This window comes from Sulfitobacter sp. SK012 (genome assembly GCF_003352085.1).
Taxonomy (GTDB): Bacteria; Pseudomonadota; Alphaproteobacteria; order Rhodobacterales; family Rhodobacteraceae; genus Sulfitobacter.
This window is the reverse complement of the sequence record NZ_CP025804.1, coordinates 1680485-1696812: the sequence shown is the minus strand read 5'-3', so window position 1 is coordinate 1696812 and position 16328 is coordinate 1680485. Positions and strand designations below refer to the sequence as shown.

At 56.2% G+C, this 16328-nt stretch carries 14 protein-coding genes and 1 tRNA gene; 9 read left to right on the top strand and 6 right to left on the bottom strand.

Annotated elements, in window-relative coordinates:
- The first annotated feature begins 772 nt into the window (after positions 1 to 772).
- Positions 773 to 1549, top strand: coding sequence for a hypothetical protein (locus C1J03_RS08225; protein WP_162798479.1), 777 nt, complete (start codon positions 773 to 775; stop codon positions 1547 to 1549).
- A 3-nt stretch (positions 1550 to 1552) separates the two neighbouring features.
- Here the strand turns inward: C1J03_RS08225 and C1J03_RS08220 are convergent, their stop codons facing one another.
- Complete coding sequence (locus C1J03_RS08220; RefSeq protein WP_114885430.1) at positions 1553 to 2626, bottom strand: Mrp/NBP35 family ATP-binding protein; 1074 nt, start codon at positions 2624 to 2626, stop codon at positions 1553 to 1555.
- 395 nt (positions 2627 to 3021) lie between these two features.
- On the opposite strand from C1J03_RS08220, the gene C1J03_RS08215 reads away from it, so the two are divergent.
- Positions 3022 to 3342 carry a DUF1127 domain-containing protein gene (locus C1J03_RS08215; protein WP_254694220.1) on the top strand — a complete coding sequence of 107 codons (321 nt, stop codon included), beginning with the start codon at positions 3022 to 3024 and terminating at the stop codon, positions 3340 to 3342.
- 186 nt (positions 3343 to 3528) lie between these two features.
- On the opposite strand, the gene C1J03_RS08210 is transcribed toward C1J03_RS08215, so the two are convergent.
- Positions 3529 to 5871 carry an ATP-dependent helicase gene (locus C1J03_RS08210; protein WP_114885427.1) on the bottom strand — a complete coding sequence of 781 codons (2343 nt, stop codon included), beginning with the start codon at positions 5869 to 5871 and terminating at the stop codon, positions 3529 to 3531.
- A 123-nt stretch (positions 5872 to 5994) separates the two neighbouring features.
- Here C1J03_RS08210 and C1J03_RS08205 point away from each other — a divergent pair, with 123 nt between their 5' ends.
- The 4 genes from C1J03_RS08205 to C1J03_RS08190 all read left to right on the top strand — a co-directional run bounded on the left by C1J03_RS08205 (position 5995) and on the right by C1J03_RS08190 (position 11699).
- The gene (locus C1J03_RS08205) at positions 5995 to 7140 is read left to right on the top strand and encodes an alpha-hydroxy acid oxidase (RefSeq protein ID WP_114885425.1); all 1146 of its coding nucleotides are present in this window, start codon (positions 5995 to 5997) and stop codon (positions 7138 to 7140) included.
- Positions 7141 to 7262: 122 nt separating this feature from the next.
- On the top strand, positions 7263 to 10706 hold the full coding sequence (locus tag C1J03_RS08200) for a pyruvate carboxylase (RefSeq protein ID WP_114885423.1): 3444 nt from the start codon (positions 7263 to 7265) through the stop codon (positions 10704 to 10706).
- Positions 10707 to 10933: 227 nt separating this feature from the next.
- Positions 10934 to 11314: a VOC family protein gene (locus C1J03_RS08195; protein WP_441351129.1), complete on the top strand. Its 381-nt coding sequence runs from the start codon at positions 10934 to 10936 to the stop codon at positions 11312 to 11314.
- A 310-nt stretch (positions 11315 to 11624) separates the two neighbouring features.
- Positions 11625 to 11699 (top strand) — tRNA-Gly (locus C1J03_RS08190).
- A 107-nt stretch (positions 11700 to 11806) separates the two neighbouring features.
- Here C1J03_RS08190 and C1J03_RS08185 read toward each other — a convergent pair.
- Together C1J03_RS08185 and C1J03_RS08180 are read right to left on the bottom strand one after the other, a co-directional pair.
- Positions 11807 to 12148: a hypothetical protein gene (locus C1J03_RS08185; protein WP_114885421.1), complete on the bottom strand. Its 342-nt coding sequence runs from the start codon at positions 12146 to 12148 to the stop codon at positions 11807 to 11809.
- On the bottom strand, positions 12148 to 12387 hold the full coding sequence (locus tag C1J03_RS08180) for an Lrp/AsnC family transcriptional regulator (RefSeq protein ID WP_114885419.1): 240 nt from the start codon (positions 12385 to 12387) through the stop codon (positions 12148 to 12150). The genes C1J03_RS08185 and C1J03_RS08180 overlap by 1 nt, the downstream gene beginning before the upstream one ends.
- Before the next feature lie 127 nt (positions 12388 to 12514).
- On the opposite strand from C1J03_RS08180, the gene hisB reads away from it, so the two are divergent.
- The 3 genes from hisB (at position 12515) to C1J03_RS08165 (ending at position 14388) form a co-directional block, all read left to right on the top strand.
- A complete protein-coding gene (gene hisB, locus C1J03_RS08175; protein ID WP_114885417.1) occupies positions 12515 to 13102 on the top strand; it encodes an imidazoleglycerol-phosphate dehydratase HisB in 588 nt (195 codons plus the stop codon).
- A gap of 1 nt (position 13103) precedes the next feature.
- On the top strand, positions 13104 to 13742 hold the full coding sequence (hisH, locus tag C1J03_RS08170) for an imidazole glycerol phosphate synthase subunit HisH (RefSeq protein WP_114885415.1): 639 nt from the start codon (positions 13104 to 13106) through the stop codon (positions 13740 to 13742).
- Positions 13743 to 13956: 214 nt separating this feature from the next.
- Entirely contained in the window at positions 13957 to 14388 is a 432-nt protein-coding gene (locus C1J03_RS08165; protein WP_114885413.1) for an ACT domain-containing protein, read from the top strand.
- A 176-nt stretch (positions 14389 to 14564) separates the two neighbouring features.
- On the opposite strand, the gene C1J03_RS08160 is transcribed toward C1J03_RS08165, so the two are convergent.
- Positions 14565 to 15464: a haloalkane dehalogenase gene (locus tag C1J03_RS08160; RefSeq protein ID WP_114885411.1), complete on the bottom strand. Its 900-nt coding sequence runs from the start codon at positions 15462 to 15464 to the stop codon at positions 14565 to 14567.
- A gap of 433 nt (positions 15465 to 15897) precedes the next feature.
- The gene (locus C1J03_RS08155) at positions 15898 to 16281 is read right to left on the bottom strand and encodes a DUF2147 domain-containing protein (RefSeq protein WP_114888920.1); all 384 of its coding nucleotides are present in this window, start codon (positions 16279 to 16281) and stop codon (positions 15898 to 15900) included.
- Positions 16282 to 16328: the final 47 nt, after the last annotated feature.

Below are 16328 nucleotides of genomic sequence, written 5' to 3'. Positions count from 1 at the left end.
CGTCCTTTTGTATCAACCTTTTGGCTGAATGTGCCTCTAAAACCCAGAACCACCTGATGCGGATCCTCTTGCCTGCTCCCCCCGATGTCTGAAAATGGAAACGGCGGGTTTTGATCTGCTGCCACTGATCAAACCCGCCGCCCATGTCCCGCTTTGCGGGTAAGTCCGACTGCGCGCGCCACCTGGGGGGATGTCTGCTCGCTCGCGCGCCGGATCTCTTCGTCTGATGAAAGCGAGGTGCCTGTATGAAACCTGCTAGAGTTTTTTTGTCTGCGTGGGGTCGTTTGGTGCCCCGTATCTCGTTCTCATCTGATGGACTATGAATGCCATGGGAAATCGTGGGCGTCTACATTTTTCTGCGAAAATACCCACAGGATACGGTTCTGCACAGGACAAAAATGCGAGTACTAATGATCTAACAGCAACGCCTGGCACCTCAATTTGTGCTCACTATACGCAAAAACACAATATATAGACACACCTCGTCAAAGAACAGGTTTTCCCAGGTTTTCCCAAGTTTTTTCATGCACAAAGTTATCCACAAGGCATGTTCTTGACTTGTTCCGCGCAACTCATGGAAAAAAAAGTCCAAATTCGGGATGATTCACTCGAATCTACACGATTCGGGCACATCACCTTAAGAAACGGCAGCACCTGAAACCCCGGTTCCACGGTTTCCCGGCCCTATTCTGCCACTATCGCAACCGCAGCGCGACTTGATCTCAGGTGCAGATGGGGCCAGTAAGTGAAAGGGACAAAGGGGATTCCACAAGTGAACACGGCTGCCGCCATTATTAGACATGCCTTGCGCATGTTGTTTAAGAATCCCGTAAAGACTTTGCGGGTGATCGCCCCCGCGTTGCTGTTGTTGATCTGCGTAGGATTGGTGACGTACTTTAAAGCGCCCTATTTGCTGACGACCGGTGCGGCGCGCAACGATCCAACCCTGTGGCCCGCCGACGCGAACGTTATCTTAAGCGTGTCGCTGACCTTTTTCTTTGTCGTGGGCTATGCGCTGATGGCGATCTTGTGGCACCGTTATGCGCTGGCCGAAACTGAACCGCGCCCCCTAAGCTTTGGTTTGCTCTTGGGCTATCTGTGGCGCGTTGTGTTGCTGGGGATCATCCAGCTTGCATTCAGCGTGGCGATCATGATCCCATTGCTGATATCAGCGGCCTTTACTCCTTCGCAGGGCATTGAACCAAATACCATCGCAATTTTGGTGACAACCTTTCTGGCGCAGATCGTTATGATCTGGCTGTCGCTGAGGCTGAGCCTGGTATTGCCTGCCGCAGCCCTTGGGCGGCCTTTGCCAATCGTAGACAGCTGGCGCGAAACCGGGCCTCTGATGCGGCCCTTGTGGGGCGTTGCGGGTTTGCTAGCCGCGTTCAACACCCTAATTGCTAAGGCAGTGGAATTGACCAGCACCGGCAATGCATTGGCAGCACTCACAATGGAAATGCCTATCTATCTTATACAAGGACTGCTGATCTTTGGCGTTCTGACCACGCTTTACGCGCATCTACAACAGGACCGCCCGCTGGCGTGACCCTTAGGCCATGCCACCTTTGATCAGACCGTCAGCGATCTGTGCGTAGGCCTGAGCCATCGGACTATCCCCTGCCGCAATGGGTGTTCCGCCATCCCCAGCCAGCCGGGTATCAAGATCAATCGGCAAAGACCCCAACAAAGGCACGCCCATTTTCTTGGCTTCTGCTGCGACGCCCCCGTGGCCAAAGATCTCATGCTCTGACCCGCAGTCTGGGCAGACAAACATCGACATGTTTTCGATCAGACCCAGTACGGGCGTTTTGAGCGTTGCAAACATATCGAGAGCTTTGCGCGCATCGATCAACGCCACGTCTTGCGGGGTCGACACCACAATGGCACCCGTCAATTCCGACTTGGTACAAAGTGTCAGCTGAACATCCCCCGTGCCGGGCGGCAGATCGACAAGCAGTACGTCCAACTCGCCCCATTCGACTTGGCCCAGCATCTGCTGCAACGCGCCCATCAACATCGGCCCGCGCCACACAACCGCTTTACCCTCTTCCATCATAAAGCCGATCGACATCAACGTAACGCCATGCGCGTGCAGCGGAATGATCGTTTTGCCGTCGGGAGATGCGGGGCGTTTATTGACCCCCATCATGCGCGGCTGGCTTGGACCATAGATATCAGCGTCCAGCAGCCCGACTTTGCGCCCTGCCCGCGCCAAGGCAACCGCGAGGTTTGAACTGACGGTGGATTTACCCACGCCGCCTTTACCAGACCCGATGGCAAGGATGCGCTGCACACCAGTGGGCTTCGTGGGGCCCTCTTGCGGCTTCGGGTGCCCACCGATCTTAAGGCTTGGAGGTGCGGCAGGTTTGGCCGCGGGCCCATGCGCCGTCAACGCCACGGAGGCTGATGTCACCCCCGGTACTTCGCGAACAACTTTTTCAGCGGCATCGCGTAGTGGGCCCATCTGCTGGGCCACTTCTGCGCTGGGTGCTTCGATTACGAACCGCACAGCGCCGTCCTGAACTGTAAGGGCACGGATTAAATCATGTGCAAGCAGGTCCCTTCCATCTGGCAAGGTCACGCGGGCAAGTGCCGCCTCGATCTGGGCTTTGGTTACTGACATGCTCAATCTCTCCTCAAACGTGCCTCTCCAAATGGCATGTTCTGCGCAAATCGCAAGGGCCTGCGCCCAGTTGCACAAACCTTGCACCGAACGCCCAAGGATTAAGCAGGCAACCTATGTTTATGCTGCATGGCAGCAATGCTGAAAAAAACGTTGTGCAAGTGCAGCATACTGATCAATATAGGTGCATGAGATTGGCCAAACGGTCGACCTCAATTGAGACCAAGATGCGCCCACCTCCTCCCGGGCAAATCTTTTCTAGGCGACGACACCTACCTCCTCCCAGATGTCGTCGCCCCTTTTTTTACCCCACTGATATCAACCTGCAAAAACCCACTCATTACTTTTGTGAAAATTTTAACGTTTTATTACAAATGTTTAGAAAATGTCGTCCCATGCAAGAATTGCATACCGGAGTTGTCCAATTGTCGATTGAAGCGGCGTTCAGAGCCCCTATCTTTAGTTCAACAGAAACGAAAACACGAGAAGAGAGCAAAATGGCTTACTACAATGAAACCGCCTCATGGACCCATTCAATTTCTAGCCGCGCTGCAGCATTTTTTGATGCTATCAGCCTGCGCTACCGCCAGAACCGGGCCTACAACACCACGCTCAATGAGCTGGCCGTACTGAACAGTCGCGAATTGAGCGATCTTGGCCTTCACCGCTCTGAATTGCGGAACGTCGCCAGCGAAGCAGCGGCAAAAGTGAAATAAACAACAGAATTCCTCGCCGGCCCATGTGGCAGGCTCAGGAACCGCAGCGGGAACGTTTTCTCCTCCCTGAACTCACCCGCTGCACCGTGCGCCCCGTCCCGACCTCCCTCGGAAGGATGCATAAAATGACGGCGGTGCCATCCTCCCATGGCACCGCCGTTCTTTCATTCAAATGCGATGTAACGCTTAAAAAGGTACGTCGTCTGACCCACTGAGAAAACGCGAAACTACCTTTTTGGTGCCCGCTTTTTCAAATGCGACTTCCAGCTTGTCGCCCTCAATCCCGATGATTTCGCCGTAGCCGAACTTTTGATGGAACACGCGTTCGCCCATCGTAAAGACGCTGACCGCGTTCAGGTCAATCACCACATTGCGCGTTTCTTTGGGCTGGCCCATACCGCGCTCGCCGGCGCGCGCCTGCAGACGTCGCCAACCAGGTGAATCGTAGACATTTGCCTCAGCCGCCGCCTCGTGCAGCGTGCTGCTTGGCATTGCCGCGCCAAAACCACCGCCATAGAGGCCCGGCGGCGTCAGCACCTCGACATGTTCTTTAGGCAATTCATCGATAAACCGCGACGGCATTGAGTTTTGCCATTGGCCAAACACCCGACGGTTGGCCGCAAAGGAGATCGTGCAGATTTCTTCGGCGCGGGTTATGCCCACATAGGCTAGCCGCCGCTCTTCTTCCAAGCCTTTGATCCCGCTTTCATCCATTGAACGCTGGGAGGGGAACAATCCGTCCTCCCACCCCGGCAAGAACACGGCCGGAAACTCCAGCCCCTTGGCCGCATGCAATGTCATGATGGAGACCTTGGCCCCCTCGCCTTCCTGTTCATTATCCATGATCAGACTGACGTGTTCCAGGAACCCCTGAAGATTTTCGAACTGCTCCAGCGCCTTGACCAGTTCCTTGAGGTTTTCCAACCGGCCCGGTGCCTCGGGCGTTTTGTCGTTTTGCCACATACCGGTATAGCCGCTCTCGTCCAGAACGATCTCGGCCAGCTCCATATGGCTTAGGGTCGTGTCGCCCGCCATCCGGCCCCAGCGATCGATCCCGTCGATAAGCAGACGCAGTTGCGCGCCACCTTTTCCGCCGATGCCGTCATGAGCCAGCAAGATCCGCGCCCCTTCGACAAGGTTTGTGCCGTGCTCTTGAGCCATCCGGCGGATCTTTTGTTGGGCCACATTGCCAAGCCCGCGCTTTGGCGTGTTGACGATCCGCTCGAATGCAAGATCATCGTCCGGCGATGTCACAACGCGAAAATAGGCCATCGCATCGCGGATTTCCAAGCGTTCATAGAACCTAGGGCCGCCAATGACGCGGTACGGCAGGCCGATGGTTAAAAATCGGTCCTCGAATGCGCGCATCTGGTGGCTGGCGCGCACCAAAATCGCCATGGAATCCAGATCAAAGGGGTGTAATCCGCGGGTGCCGCCTTGCATGCTCTCGATCTCTTCGCCGATCCAGCGCGCTTCTTCTTCACCGTCCCAATGGCCGATCAACCGGAGCTTTTCGCCGTCCTGTGCTTGGGTCCAAAGCGTTTTGCCCAAACGCCCCTCATTGCCCGCGATCACACCAGAGGCAGCGGCCAGAATATGTGGGGTCGAACGATAATTTTGTTCCAGCCGCACCACATGCGAGCCCGGAAAATCCTTTTCAAACCGCAAGATATTGCCCACTTCGGCACCGCGCCATCCATAGATCGATTGATCATCGTCGCCCACGCAGCAAATATTCTGATGCCCCGCCGCCAACAGCCGCAGCCACAGGTATTGGGCTACATTCGTATCTTGGTATTCGTCAACGAGGATGAATTTGAACCAACGCTGATACTGCGCCAGAATATCCTCGTGGGTTTGAAAGATCGTGACCATGTGTAACAGCAGGTCGCCGAAGTCCGTGGCATTTAGCTCCTTGAGCCGCACCTGATAGGCGGCATAAAGCTCGACCCCGCGGTGGTTATAGGCCCCCGCATCAGCGCTTGGCACTTTGTCGGGCGTGATCGCACGGTTTTTCCAGCCATCGATGATCCCAGCCAATTGCCGCGCGGGCCACCGTTTGTCGTCGATGCTTTCTGCGGACACGAGTTGTTTGAGCAACCGCAGCTGATCATCCGTGTCCAGAATGGTGAAGTTCGATTTTAATCCGACCAATTCGGCATGGCGACGCAGCAATTTGACACAAATCGCGTGGAACGTCCCCAGCCAGGGCATCCCCTCGATCTGTTGACCCATCATAGCCCCCACGCGGTTCTTCATCTCGCGCGCGGCTTTGTTGGTAAAGGTCACGGCCAGCACTTCGTTGGGGCGTGCACGGCCTGTGTTCATTAGGTGCACAATCCGTGCGGTCAGGGCGCGCGTCTTGCCCGTGCCAGCCCCGGCCAGCATCAAGACAGGGCCATCCATCTGCTCAACAGCGGCGCGCTGTGCAGGGTTCAACCCGTCCATATAAGGTTGCGGGCGCGCGGCCATTGCGCGGGCCGACAATGATGCACCCTCAAAGGCGTCTGTTTCATCAAAACTGCTCATCCGCGCAACCTAACGCCAATTGCGTCAGAGGAAAACCCATGTTCTCCCCCTGTTCCGCCTCAATTCTTTGGGCAAACCCCGCGAATGCTGGACAAAGCAAAGTGCCGGTCGCACAAGTCACCTATGGACCTGCACGCAAAATACCCCGGCCTTTCCGACCTGCGCACCCGTGCCCAGCGGCGTATCCCAAAATTTGTTTGGGAATACCTCGACAGTGGCACCGGGACGGAGGCGACGAAAACGCGCAACCGCTTAGCACTCGACCGGGTCGGCATGATGCCATCGGTCCTTCATGGTGAATTCACACCTGATCTTAGCACCACATTTCTGGGACAGTCTTTGCCTTTGCCGTTTGGGGTGGCCCCTATTGGCATGTCCGGGTTGATGTGGCCCGACGCTGAAGGGCATCTGGCGCGCGAAGCGGCGCGGGCGGGCATTCCCTACTGTATCTCAACCGTGGCCACGCAATCGCCAGAAGATGTCGCACCCCATATTGGCCCGCAATCTTGGTTCCAGCTTTATCCACCGCGCGACCCGGAAATCCGGCGCGACATGCTCGCACGTGGCAAAGCTGCCGGGTTCTCGACGTTGGTGCTTACTGTCGATGTGCCCGTGGCCTCACGTCGCGAGCGACAGGTGCGTTCAGGCCTAACTAATCCGCCCCGCCTGACGCCGCGCCTGATGGCACAGGTTGCGATGCGGCCCGCTTGGGCGATGGGCATGGCCAAACGCGGAATGCCGCATATGCGAGGACTTGATAAATACACCGATGCGGCCAGCAACGGGCTCTCTCCGACGGCACATGTTGGATATCTGCTTCGTACGGCCCCGGATTGGGACTACGTCAGTTGGTTGCGCGACGAATGGGACGGCCCGCTGATCGTTAAGGGCATATTGCAGGGCGAAGATGCGGCAAAGCTTGAAGCGCTTGGAGTTGATGCGATCTGGGTTTCTAATCACGCAGGTCGCCAGTTTGATGCAGCCCCTGCCAGCATTGAAGCACTGCCAGACGTGCGCGCAGCCACCAGTTTGCCGCTGATTTTTGACAGTGGCATTGAAGGCGGACTCGACATTTTACGCGCCCTCAGCCTTGGCGCGGATTTTGTCATGTTGGGTCGTGCGTTTCACTTTGCCCTAGCAGCCCTCGGGCCAAAGGGGATTGAGCACTTGATCGACATTCTGGCTAAGGACATGGTGTCCAACATGGGCCAACTTGGCGCCCGCGATTTGACCTCTTTGCCGCCTGCCGTCATCCGAAAACCGCTCTAGATCACCAAATATTTGTTTCAATACAGTGCATTAAAGAAATGCCCCCCATACGTAGAAGCGGGTATTGCGCTGCAGCGCAGCATCCCTAAACTGCTGCCACCTCTAATCCGGAAGGCCTGCCCATGACCGACTTCAAAAAAATCCTCATCGCAAACCGTGGCGAGATCGCAATCCGCATCATGCGGGCCGCCAATGAAATGGGTAAAAAGACGGTCGCGGTCTACGCCGAAGAGGACAAATTGGGCCTGCACCGGTTCAAAGCAGACGAAGCCTACCGCATTGGCGAAGGGTTGGGCCCCGTGGCCGCATATCTGAGCATCAAAGAAATGATCCGCGTGGCCAAGGCGGCGGGGGCTGATGCGATCCACCCCGGTTACGGGCTGCTGTCAGAGAACCCCGATTTCGTGGATGCGTGCGCGCAGAACGGCATCACATTTATTGGCCCCAAGGCCGACACCATGCGCGCACTTGGCGACAAAGCATCGGCGCGACACGTGGCAATGGCCGCAGGTGTGCCGGTCATCCCTGCCACCGAGGTGCTGGGCGACGACATGAAGAAAACCCGCAAAGAGGCGGCTGAAGTTGGCTATCCCCTTATGCTCAAGGCGTCTTGGGGCGGTGGTGGGCGCGGCATGCGCCCGATCATGAACGAATCCGAACTTGAGGAAAAAGTGCTGGAGGGGCGTCGCGAGGCCGAGGCCGCGTTTGGCAATGGCGAAGGGTATCTGGAAAAGATGATCCTCAAAGCCCGCCACGTCGAGGTGCAAATTCTTGGCGACATGCACGGCGATATCTACCACCTTTATGAGCGTGATTGTTCCGTGCAGCGGCGCAACCAAAAAGTGGTTGAGCGCGCCCCGGCCCCCTATTTGACCGAAGAGCAGCGGACTGAAATCTGCGAACTGGGCCGCAAAATCTGCGCTCATGTAGGCTATGAATGCGCCGGCACCGTCGAATTCTTGATGGATATGGAAACCAACAAGTTCTTCTTTATCGAAGTAAATCCGCGCGTGCAGGTCGAACACACGGTCACCGAAGAGGTCACTGGCATCGATATCGTGCGCGCCCAGATCCTGATTGCTGAGGGCAAGACGATCCAAGAGGCCACAGGCAAAGCCAGTCAGGCCGACATCGCCCTCACCGGTCACGCATTACAGACACGGATCACCACTGAGGATCCGCAGAACAACTTTATCCCCGATTATGGCCGCCTGACAGCCTACCGATCGGCGACTGGTATGGGCATTCGTCTTGATGGTGGCACCGCCTATGCGGGTGGGGTGATCACGCGGTATTACGACAGCCTGCTGACCAAGGTTACGGCCAAAGCCCCAACGCCCGAAATGGCCATCGCCCGTATGGACCGTGCCTTGCGCGAATTCCGCATTCGTGGTGTGTCGACAAACATCGCCTTTGTTGAAAACCTGCTCAAGCATCCCACGTTCCTTGATAACACGTACCACACCAAATTCATCGACGAGACGCCCGAGCTGTTCCAATTCAAGCGCCGGCGCGACCGCGGCACCAAGGTGTTGACCTATATTGCCGACATCACCGTCAACGGCCATCCTGAGACCAAGGACAAGCCCCTGCCCGCTACTGCGATCCATCAGCCGCGCCCGCCAGCCGTGCGCGCCGAGCCGATGATGGGCACACGCAATCTGTTGGAGCAAAAAGGCCCACAGGCGGTCGCCGATTGGATGAGCCAGCAACAGCAGTTGTTGATCACCGACACCACCATGCGCGACGGGCACCAGTCCTTGCTTGCCACGCGGATGCGCAGCCATGACATGATCAAGGTTGCCCCTGCCTATGCCGGAAACCTGCCCACGCTTTTCTCAATGGAATGCTGGGGCGGCGCGACGTTTGATGTGGCCTACCGGTTCTTGCAGGAATGTCCGTGGCAGCGTCTGCGCGATATCCGCGAGCGGATGCCAAACATCATGACCCAAATGCTGCTACGTGCCTCCAATGGCGTCGGCTATACCAACTATCCTGATAACGTTGTGCAGGAATTTGTGCGCGTCGCAGCCAAAGAAGGCGTTGATGTTTTCCGCGTTTTTGACAGCCTTAACTGGGTGGAAAACATGCGCGTGGCCATGGATGCGGTACAAGACGCGGGCAAGGTTTGCGAAGGTACAATTTGTTATACTGGTGACATCTTTGACCCTGAGCGCGCGAAATATGACCTGAAATATTACGTCGCAATGGGCAAAGAGCTGAAGGCGGCGGGGGCCCATGTTTTGGGCCTCAAGGACATGGCCGGGCTGTTGAAGCCAGCCCAAGCGCGCATCCTGATCCGCACCTTGAAATCCGAGGTGGGCCTGCCGATCCACTTCCATACTCATGATACGGCCGGCATTGCCTGCGCCACGATCCTTGCTGCCTCAGAGGCCGGTGTGGATGCTGTGGACTGCGCGATGGACGCGTTGTCGGGCAACACCAGCCAAGCGACATTGGGATCGGTTGTTGAGGCACTCAAGCACACCGACCGCGACACAGGCCTTGATATGACTGCAGTGCGCGAAATCTCTGACTATTGGGAAGAAGTGCGCCGCCAATACCGTGCGTTTGAAACAGGCATGCAAGCCCCTTCCTCGGAGGTTTATCTACATGAGATGCCCGGCGGTCAGTTCACCAACCTAAAGGCGCAGGCCGCGTCGCTGGGGTTGGAAGATCGCTGGCCCGAAGTCGCGCGCACCTATGCGGATGTGAACCAGATGTTTGGTGATATCGTCAAAGTTACCCCGTCCTCCAAAGTTGTGGGCGATATGGCGTTGATGATGGTCACCCAAGGCCTTAGCCGCGCGCAGGTCGAAGACGCGGACACGGACGTCGCCTTCCCTGATTCAGTCATCGACATGATGCGCGGCAACTTGGGCCAGCCTCCCGGCGGCTTTCCAAAAGGTATCGTGAACAAGGTCCTCAAGGGCGATGCACCGACAACGCAGCGCCCCGGCGCGCACCTGTCCCCCGTTGACCTAGAAGCCACACGCAAAGAGCTGTCTGCTGAGCTTGAAGGTGCCACAATCGAGGATGACGATCTGTCAGGCTATTTGATGTACCCTAAGGTTTACCTTGATTACATGGGCCGTCACCGCACCTATGGCCCGGTCCGCACCCTGCCTACGCATACGTTCTTTTATGGCATGCAGCCGGGCGAAGAGATCACCGCAGAAATTGACCCCGGCAAGACGCTGGAAATCCGCCTCCAAGCAATGTCTGAAACCAATGAAGACGGCGAAGTGAAGGTGTTCTTTGAGCTCAACGGCCAGCCGCGAGTGATCCGAGTGCCGAACCGTTTGGTCAAGTCGACAACCATCCAACGGCCCAAAGCAGAAGCCGGCAACGCCAACCATATCGGCGCACCCATGCCGGGTGTTGTGGCCTCTGTGGGCGCGGTTGTGGGCCAGCCCGTCAAAGAGGGCGATCTGCTGCTGACAATCGAGGCGATGAAGATGGAAACCGGTATTCACGCCGAACGCGACGCCGTCATCAAGGCAGTGCATGTGCAAGCAGGTGGTCAAATCGATGCCAAGGACTTGTTGGTCGAATTCGAAGACTAACAGCCCTTCCCCGCGCTAGAACGTAGTCCCGCCATCCGCCCTCAGATTTGTGGGTCGGATCGGCGTGGCGCGGACCCCCGAGTTCGGCCTAGTCGGTGCGTCGCACGCAGCGTTCCATCGGTTGATCAGGACCAACCATTGGGCTGCGCGCGCATGTCGCCCGGGTTTTAGGCCCTGCCCGAATGCGGCATCTCGCCCTTTGTAGTGGTATCTGGCATACCCTCCTGATGAAACTTGCAGCTGTCTCTTTGATTGTGCCCGACTATGACGCGGGGATCGCGTTTTACTGCGGGATTATGGGGTTTGAACTGGCCGAGGATTTTCCTCAGGGCGACAAACGTTGGGTGCGTGTAAACCCTCCAGGCGGCGGAGCCTCTTTCATTCTGGCGCAGGCTGCTACGCCACAGCAATCTGCCGCAATCGGAAATCAAGGCGGAGGGCGTGTTTGGTTGTTCCTGCAAAGCGATGATTTTGATTCAGATTACAACCGTCTCAATGCAGCGGGCGTTACTTTTGAGGAAACCCCGCGTTCTGAGGTCTATGGCAAAGTTGCCGTCTTTCGCGACCCTTTTGGCAATCGCTGGGACTTACTTGGCGCGCCAGAATAGTCCCCGACCAAAACGCTGTGTTCAACTTGATCTTCTGGCCCTCGCTGCGCGCATAGGCGCGTTTGGCGCGCCCAATATATAGGCCATGTGGTGAAATGAAACCGCCCTGCGTTTCAACCTGTTGTTGTCGGTGATCAGCCGAACCGATGCGCGGGCACCACTTTGGCTTGATCCCGCCCTCAAGATGATCCGGCTGGGTAGATCGCTGCCATTTGATGCCTTTTGTGTTCTGGCAATTTTTTTTGCGCAGGGACAATATTACCCCTTGCGGCCTGCCCCGCCTCTGGGTATCTGACGGATACCCAAGGATGCGGGCGTAGCTCAGGGGTAGAGCATAACCTTGCCAAGGTTAGGGTCGGGCGTTCGAATCGCCTCGCCCGCTCCAATTTCCACTGCAATGTGGAAGGCAGATGCGAAAGAAGACAGACAGGGCCACCTTCGGGTGGCCTTTCTGCTTTTTGGGGTTTGCTAGTCCCACCCCTCATCGAACGCTTAGTTAATGGGAAATCGACCCAGGCACAGTGGCGCGTTACGTTGGTAGTCCGCCAGGGTATCTTCGATGCTGCGTCGATCGCGCATCTGCTCCATCGCAGCTTTCTTTTGCGCCCACGTGCCCGACACGTGGCGCTCCAAGATCAGAATCGTCACGCCCAGCAACACTTCTTGCTCAGCATCGTCCATCAGTTCAGCATTCCGCAAGGTCACCCCCGTCAGCGCCAGCATATTCGCGCAACGCAGGGCCGAGGCCTCTTCACCTTCATAAACCTTCTGACCTGCCGTGGCTGGCCCACTCAATACCAAAGTTACGGCCAAAACCAGGCCGCGCAGCCCCATCAAAACACCTTGAAAGTCATGGTGGTCAGGGAACGTTCAATACCCTCAATATCCAGCAGTTGGTCGTTGATATAGACGCCCACATCTGCAGTCTTTGGGATATATAGCTTCATCAGTAGGTCATAATCCCCCGAGGTCGAGTAAAGCTCTGAGTGGATTTCACGTAACGCGATCGCCTCGGCCACGCGGTACGTTGTTCCGGGCTTACAGCGGATTTGGATGAAAACACATGTACTCATAGGGGCGCTCCTGTCTCTTGTCGCAAGGCTCGCATATCACGCTACTGGGCCGCAATCCCATATCGCCCCCTTGGCGAGAGCAGGTGCGCTGCTATAAGAGCGCAGATCGCCACTCCGGAGAGCCAAAATGCGCCAAGCTAAGATCACCAGGACCACCGCCGAAACCGACATCAGCGTCGAGATAAACCTCGATGGCACAGGTGCTTACGACAACAAGACCGGCATTGGGTTCTTTGATCACATGCTCGATCAGCTATCGCGCCATGCGCTGATTGATATGACAGTGCGCTGTTCGGGCGATTTGCACATCGACGATCACCATTCCGTTGAGGACGTAGGCATCGCCCTAGGCCAAGCGCTGACCCAAGCCATGGGCGACAAGCGTGGGATCATACGCTACGGATCCTGCCTGCTGCCGATGGACGACGCGTTGGTGCGCAGCGCCCTTGATCTATCCGCCCGACCCTTTCTGGTGTGGAACGTCGAAATGCCAACCGCCAAGATTGGCACCTTTGATACCGAGTTGGTGCGCGAGTTCTTTCAGGCCTTCGCGACACACGGTGGCATTACGTTGCACGTCGACATGCTGCACGGGCTTAACAGTCACCACATTGCAGAGGCTGCGTTCAAATCTGTGGCGCGCGCCCTGCGCGATGCGTTGGAACGTGATCCGCGCAAAGCGGACGCGATCCCTTCAACCAAGGGCGCACTCTGACATGCACACGGTGCTGATCGACTACGAGAGCGGCAATCTGCACTCGGCACATAAGGCGTTTGAGCGTATGGCCCGCGAGACGGATGCCGGCACCGTTGCGGTGTCCGCTGACGCCGATGAAGTGGCGCGCGCAGACCGTATTGTGCTGCCCGGTGATGGCGCATTTCCGGCCTGCATGGCAGCCCTGAAGGGGCGCAGTGGGCTCTATGATGCCATGGTCGAGGCCGTAGAAGTAAAGGGCCGCCCCTTCCTTGGCATCTGCGTCGGAATGCAGTTGATGGCCACAATGGGCCGCGAATACGAAGACACCGCTGGATTAGACTGGATCGGCGGCGAGGTGACACGGATTGTCCCAAAAGATCCCACGCTAAAGGTTCCGCATATGGGTTGGAACGATCTGGTGATCGACACGCCCCATGCTGTGTTGGACGGCGTCGTGACCGGTGATCACGCTTATTTTGTACACAGCTACCATATGGCCGTCACATCCCCCGCTCAGCGAATTGCGCATGTTGATTACGGTCAAGATGTCACCGCCATCATCGGCCGCGACACCATGCTAGGTATGCAGTTCCACCCTGAGAAAAGCCAAGCAACTGGGCTGCGGTTGATTTCAAACTTCTTATCTTGGGCACCTTAGGTAGGTTTAGCGCAGGCATAATTAGGCCTGATCTTGGCCGCGCGTATCCAGATGTCCTCAAGGGTGTCGCCTGTGCTCATCACTGCTCTGCCAATTGGGGCGAACTCACTGCCTGTGCAACCAAATCACCCTCAAACAGCAGCATCTGCACCGCATCTTGCCGAGATCCAGAAACAAAGCGCATAGTCAGCGAAAGTTCAGATGGAGCAACCAAATGCCAGAAATAGCTCAAACCGCCTATGAAATGATTTCAGGGATGACGCCAGTTTTGCAGCCGGGCCTCTTTGTTTTCATCACAACGAAAAATCCTGCTCTTGTTACATCGCTTTCTTCCGAAGCCATTTCTACTTTCAAAGAAGAGGAAGGGCTCTCAATGCTCATCCCCGTGGAATTGGCCAAGAAATCAAAGCTGAATGTGGATGCGCCAATGCGGTTCATAACACTGAACGTGTTTTCTTCGCTGGAAGGTGTTGGTTTAACAGCGGCCGTGTCAGCGGCTCTCGGCGAGAATGGGATTGCTTGCAATATGGTAGCAGCTTTTCACCACGACCACGTGTTTGTACCATCTAAGCTGTGCGATCAGGCGATGGAGGTGCTTTTGGCTTTGCAGAGCCAAGCAGATCAATACGCGAAGCCGAATGGGTAAATGCTGCCTGAACTGGAAGCGTTACATGAACTGGTAGGTTAGTCTCGCAGAGAAGGCATCAGTTCAACTACACCTTTTTAGACACCAGAGTGGGCGCTCGGCAAAATGGGCCAGATGTCTGTTCCATGCCCGATCGGGGCCCAAAGCGAACTGTTAGCCCAGGTTAATCGGCTCACTCAGCAATTGTCGCCAAAGTGCTTCATTGCCGCCCGCGCAACCGAGTCACCCCACTCCTGCACAAAATGCCCGGCTTCTTCCAAAACCATTGGTTCTGGGCAGTTTCTGATGGTTTCGCGCAACTTATTCATCACTGGCACGCCCAGAACCGGATCTTTTGCTCCGATGGCCATGAAGCTTTCACCCTCCCACTCAGATTGCCAGAATTTTTGTGCGCGCATTGCTGTTTCGGCACCGTCCATCCCCGGCTCAATCATTACCAATTGCGGAAACCGGCGAACGCCCGCTTTGTAACGTTGATCCGGGAACGGTGCCTCATAGGCTTGCGCCTCTGCCTCGGTCAAATGTGGGCAGGCCCGCTTCATCAATGCGCCGCAATCCATGTCAGGCCGGCTTGCCACATAATCTTTCCAGCCATGAAACCCCTCGCCAAGGCTTTCTCCAACCGGGATTGCCGTATTCATGACAATCAATCGGGAAAATCGGTCGCGTTGATCCATTGGCAGAGTCAGCCCCAGAATACCGCCCCAATCTTGCACAACCAAGGTGATGTTCTGAAGGTCCAGTTTCTCGATGAAGGCAAGCATCATGTTGCGGTGAAAATCAAAGGTATAGACTGCGTCATCGACGGGTTTGTCGGACCTTCCAAAACCCAACCAATCTGGCACAACCACCCGCGCACCCGAATCCGAAAAAACGGGTATCATGTGGCGAAACAGGTAAGCCCATGTTGGCTCTCCCGGCAGGCATAGGAACGTCCGGTTTGCATCGTCCGCGCCCTGGTCCACATAGTGCACCCGGAGACCTTCATAGCCCCTTAGGTCATCGACGTAATTCGGTGCAAAAGCGTAACCCGGCAGGTTTGAAAAATGATCGTCGGGAGTTCTCAATACGTCCATAGATAAACCTACTCGCCGCTTCAGGTTGTTCCAGCGTCTCTGGATAGGCCCTCGCTGGCAATCTGTCTTTGTCTGACGGCCGGTTCACCCACGCTGCCCTCATTGCTCCACCCACACACCACACATAGTACAGGGTTCGGGGCCTTTGAGTATAAAGGAATACAGGAGGAGTTATGAAAAAAATGCGGAAAAACGCTGCTCTATTGTGTCTGCGCGCAACAAGAAGCTCGCAAAATATTAGTGGCGCAACTTCGCCGGACCGGTTTCTGCCAAAAGCAATTTGCCGCCCGATAAGAACAAAACCTTGTCGTCCTTGCATCCGTTCAAACAAAACGGGCAACAGGCGTAAGATCACGCCCATTGCCCCTTCGCATTCTTCCAAGATCGTAAAATCAGGCCAGCTTCGGCCATTTAACCGCGAGCAAACCCGCGGTTAATTTACCCGCGACCATGTTTGCTTTTTACAGATAGGACCCACGCAGCCAGATACTTTGAGCGTGTCACCCGACAACGCCATCTTGGATTTGTAGGTTTTGTCTGTGCTGGGCTGCCAGATCTTTCCCTTTTTGTACGCACCACCGCCGACGGGCTGCATATCCCACACCAGCTTTTTGCCGATGTTGTCCGATTTATACTCACCCGTGTCATTGAATGTGCGCGCGATCACACCGCACAATGCCGCGCCACAAGCGCTGACCTCGACATGGGCATAAGCGCCATCATCAACCTGCGTCTTCCAGACCCCTAAAACCGGATCGGCAAATGCCGCCCCACCAAAGCCAACTCCCAATGCCACTGCGGCCAAAAACATCTTCATGGTACATTCCTCCCGTAACCTGAGCCGCAGTTTGATAGCCACGTCCC